This window comes from Actinosynnema mirum DSM 43827, from assembly GCF_000023245.1.
GTDB lineage: Bacteria > Actinomycetota > Actinomycetes > Mycobacteriales > Pseudonocardiaceae > Actinosynnema > Actinosynnema mirum.
Map to the genome: position 1 here is coordinate 878,037 of NC_013093.1, position 17,797 is coordinate 895,833.

Consider the following 17,797-nt stretch of genomic DNA (forward strand, 5'->3'; position numbering starts at 1 on the left):
CTGCGGAAGGGCGCGAGGTGTTCGAGAACGTCGGATTCAGCGAGCTGCTGGTGCTGGTGCTGGCCGGCCTGTTCATCCTGGGCCCGGAGCGGCTGCCGGACGCCGCCGCCTGGCTGGGGCGGACCATCCGCCAGGTCAAGGAGTACGCGACCGGCGCGCGCGAGCAGCTCAAGAACGAGATGGGCCCGGAGTTCGAGCAGATCCGCAAGCCGCTGGAGGACCTGCGGGAGCTGCGGAACTTCAACCCCAAGCAGGCCATCACCAAGCACCTGTGGGACGACCAGCCCGACGAGAAGCCGAACGGCCACCCGTCGACCGGCTACCCGCCCGTCCCCACCGAGCAGGCCCCGCCGCAGCGGCCCCTCGCGCACAACGAGCGCCCGCCGTACGACCCGGACGCGACCTGAGCGCCACGCCGCTCCGCGCGGCCTGAGCGGCCCGCTGGACCCCTGACGACCGATGATCGACGAGAGCCGCCCTCCCCTCGGGGAGAGCGGCTCTCGGGCGTTCTGGGGGCTTGCCGGTCTTCAAGGGCCGGTCTTCGGGGCCGGTCCACGGGGTCCGGCCCCTGGGGTCTGCGCCTCGGGGCTAGCGCCCGGCGGGGGAGACGCTCAGCAGCCTGCCCGCCAGCCCGCGCGAGCGCGTCGACAGCTTCCCGGCCACCTCGGTCAGCACCTGCCCGGCCGCCGAGTCCGGCTCCGCCAGGACGATCGGCGTGCCCGCGTCGCCCTGCTCGCGCAGCCTCGGGTCCAGCGGGACCTGGCCGAGCAGCGGCACGTCCGCGCCCACGGCCTTGGTCAGCGAGTCGGCCACGGCCTGCCCGCCGCCGGAACCGAACACGTCGACCCTGGTGCCGTCCGGCAGCTCCAGCCACGACATGTTCTCGATGACGCCCGCGATCCGCTGCCGCGTCTGGAGCGCGATCGACCCGGCCCGCTCGGCGACCTCGGCGGCGGCCTGCTGCGGGGTCGTCACGACCAGGATCTCGGCGTTCGGCACCAGCTGGGCCACCGAGATCGCGATGTCGCCGGTGCCCGGCGGCAGGTCGAGCAGCAGCACGTCCAGGTCGCCCCAGAACACGTCCGCGAGGAACTGCTGGAGCGCCCGGTGCAGCATCGGCCCGCGCCAGACCACCGGGGTGTTGCCGGGGGTGAACATGCCGATGGAGATCAGCTTCACGCCGTGCGACTGCGGCGGCATGATCATCTTCTCGACCTGGGTGGGCCGGTCCTCGGTGCCGAGCATCCTCGGGATCGAGTGCCCGTAGATGTCCGCGTCGACCACGCCGACCGACAGGCCGCGCGCGGCCATCGCCACCGCCAGGTTGACCGTGACCGAGGACTTGCCGACCCCGCCCTTGCCGGAGGCCACGCAGTACACCCTGGTCATCGAACCGGGCTGGGCGAACGGGATCACCGGCTCGTCCACCCCGCCGCGCAGGGTCTTGCGCAGCTCGGTGCGCTGCGCGTCGCTCATCACGTCCAGCTCGACCGCCACCGACGTCACGCCGGGCAGCGCCGACACCGCCGACGTCACGTCTGCGGTGATCCTGTCGCGCATCGGGCAGCCGGACACGGTCAGGTAGACGGCGACGTCGACCTTGCCGTCCGGGGAGACCGACACGTCCTTGACCATGCCCAGCTCGGTGATGGGCCGCCGGATCTCGGGGTCCTGCACACCGGCCAGCGCCTTCTGGACGTCGGCGGTGCTGGGCACGGGCTGTGTGGTGGTCAAGATCGCCTCACGGGGGTGGACTGCGGTTCGGGACCAGCCATGCTACGGGCGGCCGTTGTCCTTCCAAGTTACCCCTGAGGTCGCGAAGGGCGTCAGGACACCGGAGTCCCGGAAAGGGCTGCTCCCAGTGCGACCAGCGGGCTTCGTGATGCTCTTCCTTCCCGCGCCGACGCTTTCCGTAACATCGGCTCCCGTGTCCGACACCGGCCCGACCAGACGCGCGCCGACCCGCGACGAGCTGGTGGTGTGGCGCTCGTTCCTCAGGGCCCACGCCAGGCTCACCCGCACCCTGGAGGCCGAGCTGGTCCTGGACCAGCGGCTCACCCTGGCCTCGTACGACGTGCTGGTGCAGCTCGCCGAGCGCCCGGACCGCCGGATGCGGATGACCGAGCTGGCGGACGCCGTCCTGCTGTCCCGCTCGGGGGTGACCAGGCTGGTGGACCGGCTGGAGCGGTCCGGGCTGGTGCTGCGCGAGCGGGTCGACGGGGACGGGCGCGGGGTGGTCGCGGTGCTCACCGAGGCCGGGCTGGACCGGCTGCGCGGCGCGTCCGGGACGCACCTGCGCGGGGTGGCCAGGCACTTCGCGGACGCGCTCGACGGCGAGGACCTGGCCGAGTTCCGGCGGATCTGCGAGAAGCTCGCCGAGGGGTGAGCGCGGGCGGTCCGGCTACGACCGGACGTCGTCCAGCTTCGGGTCGTCCCACCGGCTGTCGTCCTTGCGCCCCTTGCCCTCGCCGGGCTCCCGCTCGTCGCCGTCCCGCTCCTCGCGCTGCTTCTTCGACTTCCCGCTCTTCTTCCGGTCCTCGCGGAACACCCGGTCCAGCTCGCCGCGCAGGAAGTCCCGCGTCGCGACCTCGCCCACCGCGATCCGCAGCGCCGCCAGCTCCCGCGCCAGGTACTCGGTGTCCGCCTTGGTCTGCTCGGCCCGCCGCCGGTCCTCCTCCAGCGACACCCGGTCCCGGTCGTCCTGCCGGTTCTGCGCCAGCAGGATCAGCGGCGCGGCGTACGCGGCCTGGGTGGAGAACGCCAGGTTCAGCAGGATGAACGGGTACGGGTCCCAGCGCAGCGACACCGCGAGCAGGTTCACCGCGATCCACGCGACCACGATGATGGTCTGCCAGAACAGGAACGTGCCCGTCCCGAGGAACCTGGCCAGCCGCTCGGAGAGCCTGCCGAACGCGTCCGGGTCCAGCGACAGCCGGAACCGGCCCGCCGAGCGCGGCTGGTCCAGCCGCCGTCGTCCCTGTGGCTCAGGCATGGGTCAGCCCCGTCTCCCGCCAGTTGTCCGGCAGCAGGTGGTCCAGGACGTCGTCCACGGTCACCGCGCCCAGCAGGTGGTCGGCCTCGTCCACGACGGGCCCGCACACCAGGTTGTACGCCGCGAAGTACCGCGTCACCTCGCCCAGCTTCGCGCCCGGCGGCAACGTCGGCAGATCCGTGTCGAGCACGCCCGCGACCAGGTCGGACGGGGGTTCGCGGAGCAGCCGCTGGATGTGCGCGCAGCCCAGGTAGCGGCCGGTCGGGGTCGCGGTCGGCGGCCTGCACACGAACACCATGCTGGCCAGCGCGGGCGTCAGGTCGGCGTTGCGCACGTGGGCCAGCGCCTCGGCCACGGTCGCGTCCGGGGCCAGCACGACCGGCTCCGGCGTCATCAGCCCGCCCGCCGTGTCGAAGCTGTACTCCAGCAGCCGCTTCACCGGGGCCGACTCCTCCGGCTCCATCAGCTCCAGCAGCCGCTCCTTGTCCCGCTCGGGCAGCTCGGCGAGCAGGTCGGCCGCGTCGTCCGGGTTCATCGCCTCCAGCACGTCGGCGGCCCGCTCGTCGTCCAGGTGCGCCAGCAGGTCCTTCTGGTCGTCCTCGGACAGCTCCTCGATGACGTCGGCGAGCCGCTCGTCGTCCAGCGCCTCGGCGACCTCGTAGCGGCGCTTGAGCGGCAGGTCGTGCAGCGCGCTCGCCACGTCCGCCGCGCGCATCGTCTCGAAGATCGCCACCAGGTGCTGCGCGCCCTGCGGCTGGCCCGCGACCTCGCTCACCGACAGGCCGACGACCTCGTCCCAGCGCAGCACCTGCACCTTGCCCCTGCGGGCGAGCCTGCCGGTGCGCTCGCGCACGGCGACCCTGGTCATCCGCCAGTCGCGGGTGCGGGCCGGTTCCATCGCGGCGTCCACCAGCACGGCCGCGGTCCCGCCGACGGTGACGCGGGCGTCGATCAGCTCGCCGACCACCAGCACCTCGTTGGCGCGCTGGTGGAACTGGCGCAGGCTCACCGACCCGGTCGCGAGGATGATCGCGTTCGGCTCGATCGAGGTGACCCGCAGCATCGGCACGAAGATCCGACGCCGGGTCACCAGCTCCACCACCAGCCCCAGCACGCGCGGGGGTTGTCGGTCGATTCGCAGGCCCACGACCAGGTCGCGGGCCTTGCCGATGGACTCCCCGTCCGGCCCGAACACGGGCAGTCCGGCCAGCTGGGCCGCGAAGACCCGGTTCACTCCGACCACGGGGACAAGGCTAGTGGGGCGCGGCGGTCAGCGCGGGCTGAGCGCGCGGGTGATCGTCTCGCAGGCTCCGGGGGAGACGTCGAAGCCCTGCGCGCTGAACCACGGCCACGCGCTCGCCGCCCGGTAGAACGCCCAGTTCCGCGCCAGTTCCGGGTCCATCCCGGCGGCGTCGACCACGGCGGCCAGCCGCTCGCGCACGCCGCGCTCGCCGTCCAGCTCGGCGATCCGGTTCCACAGCAGGGCGACCGCGCCGACCTCCACGTCGCAGGACAGCGGCTTCGGGTCGATCACCAGCCACGGCTCGCGGTCGGCGGCCAGCACGTTCTCGTAGTGCCCGTCCTCGTTCACCAGCAGGCGCGCGGCGTTCGCGGTCAGCTCGCGGCCCAGCTCGGTGGCGGCCTCGGCGATCCGCGACGGCGCCGGGGAGCCGACCGCGGCGTTCTCGGCGGTGACGTCGACCGGCTCGGCGCGCCGGAACCCGGTGGCGTCGGGGAGGGCGAGCCTGCGCATCAGGCCCGCGGCGACCGCGACGGCCTCGGCGATCGGGACGTCCAGCAGCGAGCGGCGGGCGTGCAGGCGCTCCAGCAGCAGCGCGCCGGTGTCCGGGTCGTGCTCCAGCAGCCGCACCGCGCCGTCGCCGTCCCAGGCGCGCAGCGCGAGCGGCTCGCCCCTGGTCTCGACGTCCTGCCAGACCAGCTTGAGCGCGGCGGGGGAGCCGTCGGCGCGGCGCACCGGCAGCACGACGGCGGTCATGCCGGACAGCAGGTCGCCGTCGGGGGTCAGCTGCCAGGTCGCGCACGCGCGGGTGGCGAGCTTCGGCAGGTCGGCGATCCAGTCCCCGGCGCCGTCGAGCGCCTGGCCGAACCCGGGGGGCACCTCGATCACGGGAACTCCAAGCGGTGCACCGAATCCCATTCGGGGTTCGCGTTGAGGCGGGCGGTGCGCAGGGCGAGCGCGGTGTCCTCGTCCGGGGTGACCAGGCGGGCGGTGGCGGTCGCGGTGAGCAGGTGCGAGTGGGTGCTGGGGGAGCGGACCGTGACGGTGCAGGGGACGCCGTCGGCCAGCCCGTCGACGCGCTGCTCGGTGCCGCCGGTGACGACCAGCGCCGCGCCGTCGCGCCACAGCGCCCACACCAGCTTCGCCGGGTGGCCGTCGGGGGCCACCCAGATGGCCGCGGCCTTGCGCAGCGCGTTGTCCAGCACCTGCCCGATCTCCACCCGCCCAGCCTGCCACAGCCGCTGTGAGCCGGCCCTCAGCCCGATGGCGGGCGGTTCGGCCCCGTGCCAGTCTGCGGTTCGCCCGCTCCCCGCCCCAGGAGGTCCCGCCGTGGCCGACCGCACGACCCGCTCCCGCCGCTCCTGCCTCGCCGTGCCGGGGTCGAGCCAGAAGATGATCGACAAGGCGCGCGGCCTGCCCGCCGACGAGGTCTTCCTGGACCTGGAGGACGCGTGCGCGCCGCTGGCCAAGCCGGACGCGCGCAGGCGGGTCGTGGAGGCGCTCAACGAGGGCGGGTGGGGGACGCGCACGCGGGTGGTGCGGGTCAACGACTGGACCACCGAGTGGACCTACCGGGACGTCGTGGAGGTCGTCGAGGGCGCCGGGGCGAACCTGGACTGCCTGCTGCTGCCGAAGGCGCAGAGCGCGGAGCAGGTCGCGGCGCTGGACCTGCTGCTGACCCAGGTGGAGCGCGCGGCGGGGCACGAGGTCGGCCGGATCGGGATCGAGGCGCAGATCGAGAACGCGCTGGGGCTGGTGAACGTGAACGCGATCGCGACCGCCTCGCCCAGGGTGGAGGCGCTCGTCTTCGGGCCTGCGGACTTCATGGCGTCGATCAACATGAAGACCCTGGTGGTCGGCGAGCAGCCGCCGGGGTACGACGTGGGCGACGCGTACCACCACATCCTGATGCAGATCCTGATGGCGGCGCGGGCGCACGGGAAGCAGGCGATCGACGGGCCGTACCTGCAGATCCGCGACGTGGACGGGTTCCGGCGGGTGGCGGGCCGGTCGGCGGCGCTGGGGTTCGACGGGAAGTGGGTGCTGCACCCAGGGCAGATCGAGGCGTCGAACGAGGTCTACAGCCCCCGGCAGGAGGACTACGACCACGCGGAGAACATCCTGGACGCGTACGAGCACCACACGTCGGCGGCGGGTGGCGCGCGGGGCGCGGCGATGCTCGGGGACGAGATGATCGACGAGGCGTCGCGGAAGATGGCGCTGGTGATCTCGGGCAAGGGGCGCGCGGCGGGGATGCGGCGCACGGACGTGTGGACGCCCGAGGGGTGAGCGCGCCCCGGCCGGCCAGGGGGTGGCGACCGTCACGCCCGCGCGCGCGGCCCGCGCCGCCGGGAGGCCGGGTGACCACCGTGAAAAGGGAGAAATCGGGCGCTCTCAACGGTTTCCACCACCCGCGGGCGCCCCGGCGCGGGAAGTTCCCGATGTCGGGCGGATCACCGGCGCTTCAGCGTCCCGCGAACCCGTTTCGCGCTGTTCGCCCGGTCTTGGCAGGATGGGGAGATCAGCAGCGCGAAGAGGTGGTCACCGTGACGAGTTCGTTCTCCGGCCAGGGGCAGAACCGGCCCGGAATGCCGCCCCGCCTGCCCACGCCGCCCAGCGGCTGGCCGATCGGCTCCTACGCCACCTACGAGGAGGCGCAGCGCGCGGTCGACTTCCTGGCCGACGACGACTTCCCGGTGCAGGAGGTCACGATCGTCGGCGTCGACCTGATGATGGTCGAGCGGGTCACCGGCAAGCTCACCTGGGGCCGGGTGCTCGGCACCGGCGCCGCGTCGGGCGCGTGGTTCGGCGTGTTCGTCGGCGTGCTGCTGAGCCTGTTCAGCCCCACCACCGGCGCGTGGGCGGGACCGATCCTGGTCGGCGTCGTCACCGGCGTCGCCTTCGGCATGATCTTCGCGGCGGTGGGCTACGGCTCCTCGCGCGGCAGGCGCGACTTCCAGTCCGCCAGCCAGCTCGTCGCGGGCCGGTACGACGTGCTCTGCCAGCCCCGCTCCGCCGAGCGCGGTCGCGACCTGCTCGCCAAGCTCGCCATGCGGCCCGCCGGGTCCGGCGACGGCGGGCTGTAGCCGAACAGCAACCGCCCCAGGGCGAACGACACCGCGCAAGCCGCCGGGTTCCCCGTGAACCCGGCGGCTTGCGCGCGTGGCCATGCCCTTCGCCCGTCACCGTTCCGCGAGCACCACTCGCACCCGCCGCCGTTCTCCGCACACCAGCGGTCCACCCGGCCCCCGTTCGGCCCCACCGCTGGGCCGAACGCCCGCGCACCCGTCCGGCGGCTCAAACCTTTATCCGGCACGTGGTTTGCCGAACCCCTCGAACGGGTAACGGCCGTTCAGGTCTCTTGCGCTGTCGCAGGTGGTTGCGGCACCTGATCACCGGGCCTAGGTTCGTCCCACCGATCGCCCCCGCGAGGGGACCGGTGGGGGCACGAAGGGGTGCCGGGCACTGCGGTCTGGCTCCTCCACGTTGTCAGGAAGGAGGCATGACCGATATGGGGATGAGGGGCGCGACACCGCGTCGTCGGCTTGCCGCCGCGGGGGGAGTCGCCGCGCTGGCGGCCTCCGTGCTGGCGGGTTGCGGTTCGGACGGCGGAGGGCTCGTCGTCAACGTGTACAAGTACCCGCAGGAGAGCTTCCAGCAGATCGTCGACCGCTGCAACGCGGAAGCCGACGGGTACGAGATCGTCTACCACAAGCTGCCCCGCGAGGCCGACGGCCAGCGCGAGCAGCTGGTGCGCAGGCTCGCCGCGGGCGACACCGGCATGGACGTGCTCGGCCTGGACGTCACCTGGACCGCCGAGCTCGCCGAGGCGGGCTGGATCAGGGAGTTCACCGGGCAGGCCAAGAGCGCCGTCGAGGACGGCACGCTGGAGACGCCGCTGGAGACCGCCCGCTACCAGGGCAAGCTCTACGCCGCGCCGGACAACACGAACGTCCAGCTGCTCTGGTACCGGGACGACCTCGTGCCGACCCCGCCCACCACGTGGGCCGAGATGATGGAGATGGGCGCCAAGCTCAAGGCCGAGGGCAAGCCCGGTCTCGTGCAGGCCACCGGCAAGCAGTACGAGGGCCTCGTCGTCCTCTACAACACGCTGGTCAACTCCGCGGGCGGCGCGATCGTCGACGAGTCCGGCACCAAGGCCGTCGTGGACGACAACGCGGTGAAGGCGCTGGAGGTCCTCAAGGAGTTCGCCACCTCCGAGGTGGTCGACCCGTCGTTCTCCAACGCGGCCGAGGACCAGGCGCGCCTGGCCATGGAGGAGGGCAAGGCGGCCTTCCAGCTGAACTGGCCGTTCGTCTACGCCGCCGCGCAGAAGCGCCCGGAGCTGGCCCCGCACTTCAAGTGGGCCCCGTACCCGGCGATCGACGAGGGCACCCCGTCCAAGGTGACCGTCGGCGGCATCAACTACGCCGTCAGCTCCTACAGCGAGCACCCGGACGAGTCGTTCGACGCGATCAGCTGCCTGCGCAACGCGGAGAACCAGAAGTTCGCCGCCATCAACGACGGCGTCCCGCCGACCATCGAGTCGATCTACTCCGACCCGGAGATGGCGGAGCCGTACCCGATGAAGGAAGCCATCCTGGAGACGCTCAAGACCGCGAGCATCCGGCCGAGCACCCCGGCGTACCAGAACGTCTCCACGGTCATCTCCACGATCCTGTCGCCGCCCGCGGGCATCGACCCGAAGGCCACCGCCGAGCGGCTGAAGTCCGAGCTGCAGGACGCGCTCGACTCGAAGGGGGTCCTGCCGTGAGCCAGACCGCCGATGCGTCCACTTCGGACAGAGCCGCCAAGGCCCCGCTGGACAAGAAGGCCAAGGCCGCGCTGAGCGAGGGCAAGCGCGCCGAGCGCCGCCTCGGGCTGCTGCTGTGCCTGCCCGCGATCCTCATCATGGCCCTGGTCGCGGGCTACCCGATCCTCTACTCCTTCTGGCTGTCCCTGCAGCGCTACGACCTGAAGTTCCCGGACCGCCAGGAGTTCGTCTGGTTCGAGAACTACGCCACCGTGCTCTCCAGCCCGTACTGGTGGGACGCGCTGTGGATCACCCTGATCATCACGTTCGTGTCCGTCGTGCTGGAGTTCGTGCTCGGCATGGCGCTCGCGCTGATCATGCACCGCACCCTGGTGGGCAAGGGCATCGTCCGCACCGCCTCGCTCATCCCGTACGGCATCGTCACCGTCGTGGCCGCCTTCTCCTGGCGCTACGCCTGGACCCCCGGCACCGGCTACCTCGCCGAGCTGGCGGGCGGCGACCCCGTGCTGACCGAGAAGGTCCCGGCCATCATGATCGTGATCCTGGCCGAGGTCTGGAAGACCACGCCGTTCATGGCGCTGCTGCTCATGGCGGGCCTGGCGCTGGTCCCCGAGGACCTGCTCAAGGCCGCCGCCGTCGACGGCGCGAGCCCGTGGCAGCGGTTCGTCAAGGTCATGATCCCGGTCATGAAGCCGGCCATCCTGGTGGCGCTGCTGTTCCGCACCCTGGACGCGTTCCGCATCTTCGACAACCTGTTCGTGCTGACGGCGGGCTCGCAGGGCACGTCGTCGGTGTCGATGGTCAGCTACAACAACCTCATCAAGGGCCTGAACCTCGGCATCGGCTCCACCATGTCCGTGCTGATCTTCGTGGCGGTGGCGATCATCGCGTTCATCTTCGTCAAGCTGTTCGGCACCGCTGCCCCCGGTAGCGACAACACGGGGAGGCGCTGATGGCCGGGACCGGAGGAGCCGTCACCACCGGCCGCAAGGCCCGCTGGGCGGTGCTCAACACCGTCGTGGTCGCCTACGCGCTGATCCCCGTGCTGTGGATCGTGTCGCTGTCGTTCAAGACGCCCGCGACCCTGGCGGACGGGAACTTCATCCCGCGCGAGTGGACCCTGGAGAACTACCAGGCGATCTTCACCACGAGCGAGTTCGTCCGGGCGCTGGTGAACTCGATCGGCATCGCCCTGATCGCCACCGCGATCGCCGTCGTGTTCGGCACCATGGCCGCCTACGCCATCGCCAGGCTCGACTTCCCCGGCAAGCGCCTGCTCGTCGGCGTGTCCCTGCTGGTGTCGATGTTCCCGCAGATCTCGCTGGTGTCGCCGCTGTTCGAGATCGAGCGCACCCTCGGGCTGTTCGACACCTGGCCGGGCCTGATCCTGCCGTACACCACGTTCGCGCTGCCGCTGGCGATCTACACGCTCTCCGCGTTCTTCCGGGAGATCCCGTGGGAGCTGGAGAAGGCGGCGAAGATGGACGGCGCCACCCCCGGCCAGGCGTTCCGGCGGGTCATCGCCCCGCTGGCCGCGCCGGGCGTGTTCACCACGGCCATCCTGGTGTTCATCTTCTGCTGGAACGACTTCCTGTTCGCCATCTCGCTGACCTCCACCGAGTCCTCGCGGACCGTGCCGGTCGCGCTGTCGTTCTTCACCGGCAGCTCCCAGTTCGAGGACCCGACCGGTTCCATCGCCGCCGCGGCGGTGGTCATCACGGTCCCGATCATCGTGTTCGTGCTGTTCTTCCAGCGTCGCATCGTGGCCGGGCTGACCTCCGGCGCCGTCAAGGGGTGAGTGGGCGTGGCAGAGATCGTTCTCGACAAGGTGAGCAAGCAGTACCCCGATGGCGCGGTGGCCGTGCGGGACGTGGACCTGGAGATCGGTGACGGCGAGTTCGTCATCCTCGTGGGCCCGTCCGGCTGCGGGAAGTCCACCACCCTCAACATGATCGCGGGCCTGGAGGACATCACCTCCGGCGAGCTGCGGATCGGCGGCGAGCGGGTCAACGAGCGCGCGCCCAAGGACCGCGACATCGCCATGGTGTTCCAGTCGTACGCGCTCTACCCGCACATGACCGTGCGGGAGAACATGGCGTTCCCGCTGCGGCTGGCCAAGGTCGACGACGCCACGGTCCAGCGCAAGGTCAAGGAGGCCGCGGACATCCTCGACCTCGGCCAGCACCTGGACCGCAAGCCCGCGAACCTGTCCGGCGGTCAGCGCCAGCGGGTCGCGATGGGGCGCGCGATCGTGCGCAGCCCCAAGGCGTTCCTCATGGACGAGCCGCTGTCGAACCTCGACGCCAAGCTGCGCGTGCAGATGCGCACCTCGGTGTCGCGGCTGCAGAAGCGGCTCGGCACGACCATGGTCTACGTGACCCACGACCAGACCGAGGCGATGACCCTGGGCGACCGGGTCGTGGTCATGCGCGGCGGGCACGTGCAGCAGGTCGGCGCGCCCCAGCACCTCTACGACCACCCGGCCAACCTGTTCGTCGCGGGCTTCATCGGCTCGCCGTCGATGAACTTCGTGCCCGCCGGGATCGAGGGCGACCAGCTGCGCACCGCGCTCGGCGACATCCCGCTGTCCGCGCGGGTCAAGTCGCTGCTGGAGCGCGGCGACGCGCCCCGCGAGGTCATCCTCGGGCTGCGGCCCGAGCACTTCGAGGACGCCAGGCTCGTGGACGAGTCGGTGCGCGGTGCGGGCGTCACGTTCACCAGCCACGTGGACGTGCTGGAGTCCATGGGGTCGGACAAGTACGCGTACTTCGGCGTCGACGGCGAGCAGGCCACCTCCGCCGAGCTGGAGGAGCTGGCCGCCGACGCGGGGTCGGTCGACGTGCCCGGCTCCGGGGTGTCGCTGGTGACCAGGCTGTCGGCGGCGTCCACCGCGGTGGAGGGCCAGCAGGCCGAGGTGTGGTTCGACGCGGACAAGGTGCAGCTGTTCGACCCGTCCAGCGGGCGCAACCTCACCTACGCGGGCGAGTGACGCGGGGAGTGACGCGGGCGGGTGAACCGGTGAGCGATCCGGCGCGGTGATCGGCTGATCGGTCGCGGACCGCCCTGCGGCGGTCCGCCTACCGCACGGCTCAGGAAAGGGGACGCCCGGCGACGCGGGGCGTCCCCTTTCGCGTGAACCAGGGGGTGCGGGCCGATCAGTCGGGGCCATACGCCGCGCTGAACTCCATAAGCCATTCAGCGCAGCCCGAACGCAATTCGCCGCAACCCGGCCCGCACCGCTCAGCGGCCTCCTCAAGCTGGTCGAAGCAGGGGAGAGCACGGGAGAACCGCTGCGAGGCTTCTGGTTAGGGGAGTGGTGCGCGCTATGGGTGCTCTGGCCGGGAAAGCGGTCGTCGTCACGGGTGCGGGACGGGGACTGGGTGAGGCCTACGCCGAGCAGGCGGCCAGAGCGGGCGCCTCGGTGGTGGTCAACGACGTGGACGCGGACACGGCCGAGCGGGTCGCGGGGCGCATCCGGGACTCCGGCGGGATCGCGGTGGCCAGCGGGCACTCGGTCGCCGACCCCGCGCAGGCCGAGAAGATCATCCGCACCTGCGCCGACGAGTTCGGGCGGATCGACGGGCTGGTCAACAACGCCGGGGTGAACTACGAGTCCAAGCCCTGGGAGGACGACCCGGAGCAGATCCGGCGCACCGTCGAGGTGAACCTGCTCGGGGTCATCTACACCGGCGTCGCGGCGATGAGGGCCATGCGCGAGCAGGGCGGCGGCGGGTCCATCGTGAACATCGGGTCCGGGGCCTACCTGGGGCAGCGCAAGCTCGGGACGTACTCGGCGACCAAGGGCGCGGTGGCCTCGCTCAGCTCGTCGTGGGCGCTCGACCTGGAGCCGGACGGGATCAGGGTCAACTCGGTCTGCCCGGTGGCGCACACGCGGATGGTGGTGGCCTCGCCGCGCGCCAGGGGCGTGGTCACGACCGACCGGGTGCCCGCGAAGGTCGCGCCGCTGGTGGTGTTCCTGCTCGGGGACGCGGCGCGCGGCATCACCGGGCAGGTGGTCCGGTGCAACGGCAAGCACCTGCACCTGGTGGGGCACCCGCAGTTCAAGCAGCCGATCCTGGAGAGCGACGCGTGGGACGACGCGGCGGTGGAGCGGGCGTTCACCGAGCTGTTCCAGGCGCACCTGGAGCCGTACGGGCTGGAGAAGCGGATGCCCCCGCTGACCCGTGAGCTGATCGCGCCCGCGCACACCCGGTAGGGCCGGCGGCGCTCGCACTCCCTGGCTGTCGGGCGTTCCTGCCACGATCGGGGCATGGGCAAACCCAGAGCCACGGACTGGCGGCTGGTGGTGCGGACGCGGGTCGAGCGCGTGCGCGCCGACCTCGCCGCGCTCGGACCGGTCGACCCGCTGGACCAGGAGAGCGCCCGGTGGCGCGAGGTCGCGGAGCGGGAGGCCGCGGTCGTGGACGAGGTGCTGGAAGACGACCTCGGCCGCTGGCGGACCGTCGTGGTGTGGTGGTCCGGGTGGCACATCGAGCGCGGCTGGCGGGCGCTGCACGAGGCGGAGATCGCCGTGGCGGCGGCGTCGCCGGGGTTCCTCGGGCGGTTGCCGGGGCTGGTGGCGCGGGTCGCCGAGCAGCTGGACGAGACCGATCCCCGGCGCCGGGCCCTGGAGGAGCTGCGGCCGGGGGAGTTCCCGGTCGGGGTCGAGCGGGCGGTCGTGGTGGACGCGCTCCGGGCCGCGTTCGACCGGTCGGACTTCGCGCACACCGGGTCGAGGGCGCTGCGGAACAAGCTGATCGCGGCCTCGGCGGTGCTGTTCCTGGTGAACACCGCGCTGGGCGTCGTCGGGCTGCTCGGTCCGGGCTACCTGCCGCTGTGCGTGCGGCCCGAGCGGCTGGCCGCCGTGTGCCCCACGGGCGGGGCGGCCAGCGGGGCCGACGTGTGGCTCGTGCAGGCGCTCGGGGGCTTCGGGGCGGTGCTGGCGGCCGTGGTGCTGCTGCTGCGGCGCAGGCCGAGCCTGACGCCCTACGTGACCGTCGGGTACCAGGCGACGATCAAGGTGCTGCTCGGGGCGTCGCTCGCGGTGGTGGGGGTGCTGGCGCTCGGGGCCGGGGTGACCACCGGGCTCATCGGGGTGGCCTCGCAGTCGGCGCTGCTGCTGTGGGCGGTGATCCTCGGCTACTCGCAGCAGGTCGCGACGCGGCTGCTGGACAGCTACGCGGACCGGGTCCTGGAGCAGGCCCGACCGCTGCCGGGGCACGGCGGCGAGGGCTGAGGGGACAATCGCCGTCGGCGGTCCGATGGACTTCCCGACCGATGGACTTCCCGACCGATGGACTTCCCGACCGATGAGGAGGGGCGGCCGGTGCGCGCGCTCACCATCCTGGCCCTGGCCGTGCTGCGGTCGCTCGACGAGCGGGACCAGCACCCGTACGAGGTGCGGCAGCGGATGAAGGGCGAGGGGCTCGACCGCATCGTCAAGGTCACCCACGGGGCGCTCTACCACGCGTTCGAGGGGCTGGCGAAGAGCGGGCTGATCCGGCCGGTCGAGACGGTGCGCGACAGCGGGCGGCCCGAGCGGACGGTCTACGCGATCACCGAGGACGGGCGGCGGGTCGCGCGGGAGCGGCTGAGGGAGCTGCTGGGGGAGCCGGTCCCCGAGCACTCGGTCTACTGCGCCGCCCTGGCGTTCCTGAGCCTGCTGCCGCCCGAGGAGGTCGTGGGGCGGTTGGAGCGGCGGGTGGTGCTCCTGGAGTCCGAGCTGGCCGGCGTGGAGGCCGGGTACGCGGCGCTCGTGGAGCAGGGGGTCGCGGGCGTGGGGGTGGTGGAGGTCCGCCACGTCCGGGCGCACGTGCGGGCGGACCTGGAGCTCACCCGCGAGCTGGTGGAGGACATCCGCGCGGGACGGGTGACCTGGACGGCGGACGCCGAGGGCTGACGGCCCGCACGCGGAAAGGCACGCGCGCCTCGGCCTCTCCTGGGGTGAAAATCCCGCGTGTTCCGGTGCCCCGCACCGCGGTTCCGGGTTAGCGTCTGCCCGTGCTCGCCGAACTCTTCCGCCAGTCGGCCAGGGACTGCGCGGGAGCCAGTCCGCTCACCTCCACCCTCCTCGCCGCCGCCTCCGCCGACCTCGACTCCGGTGGCCCCACCAAGCGGGTCATGGCCAACGCCGAGTGGGCGCGCGCCGGGGACGTGCCCGCGCTGCGCTTCGCCGCCGCCGTGCACCGCGTCGTGCTGGAGGGCCGCGCGCCCGCGCTCGCCGCGCACTACCCGACCGTCGGGGGCTCCCCGGAGCTCGGGGCGCTCTGGGCGGACGCGCGCGGGGTCGTCGAGGAGCACGCGGACGAGCTGCGGGCCCTCGTCGACACCACGACGGTGCAGACCAACGAACCCGGCCGCAGCGGGCCGCTGTTCGGCGGGCTGCACACCGCCACCGCCCTGGCCGCCGCAGCCGCCGGTCGGCGCACGCCGTTCCCGGTGCGGCTGCTGGAGGTCGGGGCCAGCGGCGGCCTCAACCTGCGCCCGCACCGGATCGCCTACCTGCACGGCGACCGGGTGCTCGGCGACCCGAGCAGCCCGCTCCGGCTCGACACCGGCTGGAGCGGCGAGCCCGAGGGCGACCTCGACCGCCCGCTCCGCCTCGTGGGTCGCGGAGGCTGCGACCCCAACCCGGTCGACGTGTCCACTGTGGACGGACGCCGGCACCTGCTCTCGTTCGTGTGGCCCGATCAGCGCGAGCGCTGGGCCCGGCTCGGGGCCGCTCTGGACCTCGCCGCCGTCGACCCGGTCCCGGTCCGGCGGGCCCCGGCGTCCGAGTGGCTCGGCGAGCAGCTCGCGCGGCCCGAGCGGGACGTGCTGACGGTTGTGTGGCACTCGATCGTGTGGCAGTACGCGTCCGCGGCCGAGCGCGCCGCCGGACGCGCGGTGCTCGCGTCCGCCGCCGAGCGGGCCACCGCGGCGGCTCCCCTGGCGCTGCTGGTGTTCGAGTCGCGGCGCGGCCACGACCCCGCCCTGCCCTACGAGTTCCAGCTGCTGCTCAAGCTCTGGCCCGCGGGCCGTTCCCTGCGGCTCGGGGCGGGCGGGCCCCACGGGACGCCCTTCACCTGGAAGAGCGCGCCCTGGTTGTGACCGCTGGTGCTGCTGATGTCGGGACCGCGCTGGTCGGAACCGCGCTGGTCGGAACCGCGCCGGTCGGGACCGCGCCGGTCAGGGCTGGCCGGCGATGATCACCGTCACGGTGGCCAGCCAGCACAGCAGGAGGGTGAGGACCCAGAACAGCGGGTTGGTCAGGAGCCTGGTCATGGTGGGGTTCCCGTCGGTCGGGGCGTGCGGGGGAGGCGACTACAGCCAGCGGTTCCGGCGGAATATCCGGTAGAGCGCCAGGCATCCCAGCAGGATCACCGCGATCACCAGCGGGTAGCCGAACCGCCAGTGCAGCTCGGGCATGTAGTCGAAGTTCATGCCGTACACGCCGACCACCATCGTCGGGACGGAGATGATCGCCGCCCACGAGGTGATCTTGCGCATGTCGCCGTTCTGCTGGAGCGTGATGGTCGCCAGCACGGCGTTGACGAGCGTGGTGAGCAGTTCGTCGAAGTTCATGACCCGCTCGGACACCTCGGTGAGGTGGTCGTCCACGTCGCGGAAGTAGGACCGCACCTGCTCGGGGATCAGCGGCGTGTAGCCCTCGGCCAGCCTGCGCAGCGGCACCGCCAGCGGCATCACCGCGCGCCGCAGCTCCAGCACCTCGCGCTTCATCAGGTAGATCTGGTCGGAGCTGACCCCGCCGCGCGGCGCGAACACCAGCGCTTCCATCTGGTCGATATCGCTCTCGATCTTCGACGTCACGTCCAGGTAGTTGTCCACCACGTGGTCGGCGATCGAGTGCAGCACGGCGGCCGGGCCGATGCGCAGCTTGTCCGGGTCGTTCTCCAGCTGCTTGCGCACCACGGCCAGCCCGGAGTGGTTGCCGTGCCGCACGGTGATCACGAAGTCGCGGCCCAGGAACACCATGATCTCGCCGCTCTCGACGATCTCGTTCGCGGTGCTCGGCGACTCGTTCTGCACGTACCGGACGGTCTTGAACACCATGAACAGCATGTCGTCGTACCGGTCCAGCTTCGGCCGCTGGTGCGCGTGCACCGCGTCCTCGACGGCCAGCTCGTGCAGCCCGAACGTCTCGGCCACGCCCTGGATCTGCTCCTCGTCCGGCTCGTGCAGGCCGATCCAGACGAACCCCTCGCGGCGCTTGCGCACCTCGTCCACCGCGTCGGTGTGCGTCCAGCGTCCGGGCAGCCGACTGCCGTCGACGTACACGCCGCAGTCCACGACGTACGCCGACAGCGGCACGGGCAGCGGGGCGCGGGCCGACTCGGTGCGGCGGGCGCGAACGGCGGAACGGCCTCTGAAACCGCTCAAACCGCCGAAAGAGGGCAGGCTGGGCACGGTGTACCTCCGGAGGGTGCGGGCGCGTCGAAGGTGGAGCTGTGGAACGACGACGGCACGTCCCCGACCGGGAGCAAGGGCCTAGCTGCGGGAAGCAGACCCTCCGATGAGGACGCGCGAGGTACTCGCAGGATGGGGATCGTTGCTCATCGCGACTCCTCACCTCCTCAGGTAGCGGTCCGGGCTCATCCCACGCATGGAGAGCCGCACGAACCGCTCCAGATCCTACTCCCGTTCGATTCACGCTGTCGTGCAGCCCGGTCGGGAGGCCCGTCACACCGTTCGGGACGTCTGTCACACCGGGCGTGACTCCGGGGCCGCGCGGCTCCCACGGCGGGGTGCGCGGCGTCGTGACCAGCGGGTGAGCCGCTCCGCGCGGTGCGGG

18 protein-coding genes are annotated in these 17,797 nt (G+C 72.3%); 12 read left to right on the forward strand and 6 right to left on the reverse strand.

Annotation, left to right across the window (positions count from 1 at the left end; all coding sequences use genetic code 11):
* The first annotated feature begins 17 nt into the window (after positions 1 to 17).
* Positions 18 to 407 carry a Sec-independent protein translocase protein TatB gene (gene tatB / locus AMIR_RS04005; protein WP_012783421.1) on the forward strand — a complete coding sequence of 130 codons (390 nt, stop codon included), beginning with the start codon at positions 18 to 20 and terminating at the stop codon, positions 405 to 407.
* Between the two features lie 181 nt (positions 408 to 588).
* Here the strand turns inward: tatB and AMIR_RS04010 are convergent, their stop codons facing one another.
* Positions 589 to 1,734, reverse strand: a complete 1,146-nt coding sequence (locus tag AMIR_RS04010; RefSeq protein WP_012783422.1) for an Mrp/NBP35 family ATP-binding protein — start codon at positions 1,732 to 1,734, stop codon at positions 589 to 591.
* Between the two features lie 148 nt (positions 1,735 to 1,882).
* On the opposite strand from AMIR_RS04010, the gene AMIR_RS04015 reads away from it, so the two are divergent.
* Positions 1,883 to 2,386: a MarR family winged helix-turn-helix transcriptional regulator gene (locus tag AMIR_RS04015; protein WP_012783423.1), complete on the forward strand. Its 504-nt coding sequence runs from the start codon at positions 1,883 to 1,885 to the stop codon at positions 2,384 to 2,386.
* 15 nt (positions 2,387 to 2,401) lie between these two features.
* Here AMIR_RS04015 and AMIR_RS04020 read toward each other — a convergent pair whose 3' ends face one another.
* Genes AMIR_RS04020 through AMIR_RS04035 form a run of 4 tightly spaced genes read right to left on the reverse strand, consistent with a single transcriptional unit; the run spans position 2,402 to position 5,452 of the window.
* Entirely contained in the window at positions 2,402 to 2,992 is a 591-nt protein-coding gene (locus AMIR_RS04020) for a DUF1003 domain-containing protein (RefSeq protein WP_012783424.1), read from the reverse strand.
* Positions 2,985 to 4,235 carry a magnesium transporter MgtE N-terminal domain-containing protein gene (locus AMIR_RS04025; RefSeq protein WP_012783425.1) on the reverse strand — a complete coding sequence of 417 codons (1,251 nt, stop codon included), beginning with the start codon at positions 4,233 to 4,235 and terminating at the stop codon, positions 2,985 to 2,987. Before AMIR_RS04025 ends, AMIR_RS04020 begins: the two co-directional genes overlap by 8 nt.
* A 27-nt stretch (positions 4,236 to 4,262) precedes the next feature.
* Positions 4,263 to 5,120 (reverse strand): aminoglycoside phosphotransferase family protein, encoded by an 858-nt coding sequence (locus tag AMIR_RS04030; protein ID WP_012783426.1) that lies wholly within the window; start codon positions 5,118 to 5,120, stop codon positions 4,263 to 4,265.
* Positions 5,117 to 5,452 carry a PNPOx family protein gene (locus AMIR_RS04035; RefSeq protein WP_245554581.1) on the reverse strand — a complete coding sequence of 112 codons (336 nt, stop codon included), beginning with the start codon at positions 5,450 to 5,452 and terminating at the stop codon, positions 5,117 to 5,119. The genes AMIR_RS04030 and AMIR_RS04035 overlap by 4 nt, the downstream gene beginning before the upstream one ends.
* Before the next feature lie 109 nt (positions 5,453 to 5,561).
* On the opposite strand from AMIR_RS04035, the gene AMIR_RS04040 reads away from it, so the two are divergent.
* From AMIR_RS04040 to AMIR_RS04085, 10 genes are all read left to right on the forward strand, one after another.
* Positions 5,562 to 6,521 (forward strand): HpcH/HpaI aldolase/citrate lyase family protein, encoded by a 960-nt coding sequence (locus AMIR_RS04040; protein ID WP_012783428.1) that lies wholly within the window; start codon positions 5,562 to 5,564, stop codon positions 6,519 to 6,521.
* Positions 6,522 to 6,820: 299 nt separating this feature from the next.
* Entirely contained in the window at positions 6,821 to 7,318 is a 498-nt protein-coding gene (locus tag AMIR_RS04045) for a YflT domain-containing protein (RefSeq protein WP_049797070.1), read from the forward strand.
* Between the two features lie 425 nt (positions 7,319 to 7,743).
* Positions 7,744 to 9,006 (forward strand): ABC transporter substrate-binding protein, encoded by a 1,263-nt coding sequence (locus AMIR_RS04050; protein WP_012783430.1) that lies wholly within the window; start codon positions 7,744 to 7,746, stop codon positions 9,004 to 9,006.
* Complete coding sequence (locus AMIR_RS04055) at positions 9,003 to 9,959, forward strand: carbohydrate ABC transporter permease (RefSeq protein WP_012783431.1); 957 nt, start codon at positions 9,003 to 9,005, stop codon at positions 9,957 to 9,959. Before AMIR_RS04050 ends, AMIR_RS04055 begins: the two co-directional genes overlap by 4 nt.
* The gene (locus tag AMIR_RS04060) at positions 9,959 to 10,804 is read left to right on the forward strand and encodes a carbohydrate ABC transporter permease (RefSeq protein WP_012783432.1); all 846 of its coding nucleotides are present in this window, start codon (positions 9,959 to 9,961) and stop codon (positions 10,802 to 10,804) included. The genes AMIR_RS04055 and AMIR_RS04060 overlap by 1 nt, the downstream gene beginning before the upstream one ends.
* Before the next feature lie 6 nt (positions 10,805 to 10,810).
* Entirely contained in the window at positions 10,811 to 11,995 is a 1,185-nt protein-coding gene (locus tag AMIR_RS04065; RefSeq protein WP_041837352.1) for an ABC transporter ATP-binding protein, read from the forward strand.
* A 336-nt stretch (positions 11,996 to 12,331) separates the two neighbouring features.
* The gene (locus tag AMIR_RS04070) at positions 12,332 to 13,222 is read left to right on the forward strand and encodes an SDR family NAD(P)-dependent oxidoreductase (RefSeq protein WP_012783434.1); all 891 of its coding nucleotides are present in this window, start codon (positions 12,332 to 12,334) and stop codon (positions 13,220 to 13,222) included.
* A 54-nt stretch (positions 13,223 to 13,276) separates the two neighbouring features.
* On the forward strand, positions 13,277 to 14,242 hold the full coding sequence (locus AMIR_RS04075) for a hypothetical protein (RefSeq protein ID WP_012783435.1): 966 nt from the start codon (positions 13,277 to 13,279) through the stop codon (positions 14,240 to 14,242).
* Positions 14,243 to 14,299: 57 nt separating this feature from the next.
* Positions 14,300 to 14,905 (forward strand): PadR family transcriptional regulator, encoded by a 606-nt coding sequence (locus AMIR_RS04080; protein ID WP_012783436.1) that lies wholly within the window; start codon positions 14,300 to 14,302, stop codon positions 14,903 to 14,905.
* Positions 14,906 to 15,006: 101 nt separating this feature from the next.
* Complete coding sequence (locus tag AMIR_RS04085; RefSeq protein ID WP_012783437.1) at positions 15,007 to 16,095, forward strand: DUF2332 domain-containing protein; 1,089 nt, start codon at positions 15,007 to 15,009, stop codon at positions 16,093 to 16,095.
* Positions 16,096 to 16,308: 213 nt separating this feature from the next.
* Here the strand turns inward: AMIR_RS04085 and corA are convergent, their stop codons facing one another.
* Positions 16,309 to 17,412, reverse strand: coding sequence for a magnesium/cobalt transporter CorA (gene corA, locus AMIR_RS04090; protein WP_012783439.1), 1,104 nt, complete (start codon positions 17,410 to 17,412; stop codon positions 16,309 to 16,311).
* Between the last annotated feature and the right edge of the window lie 385 nt (positions 17,413 to 17,797).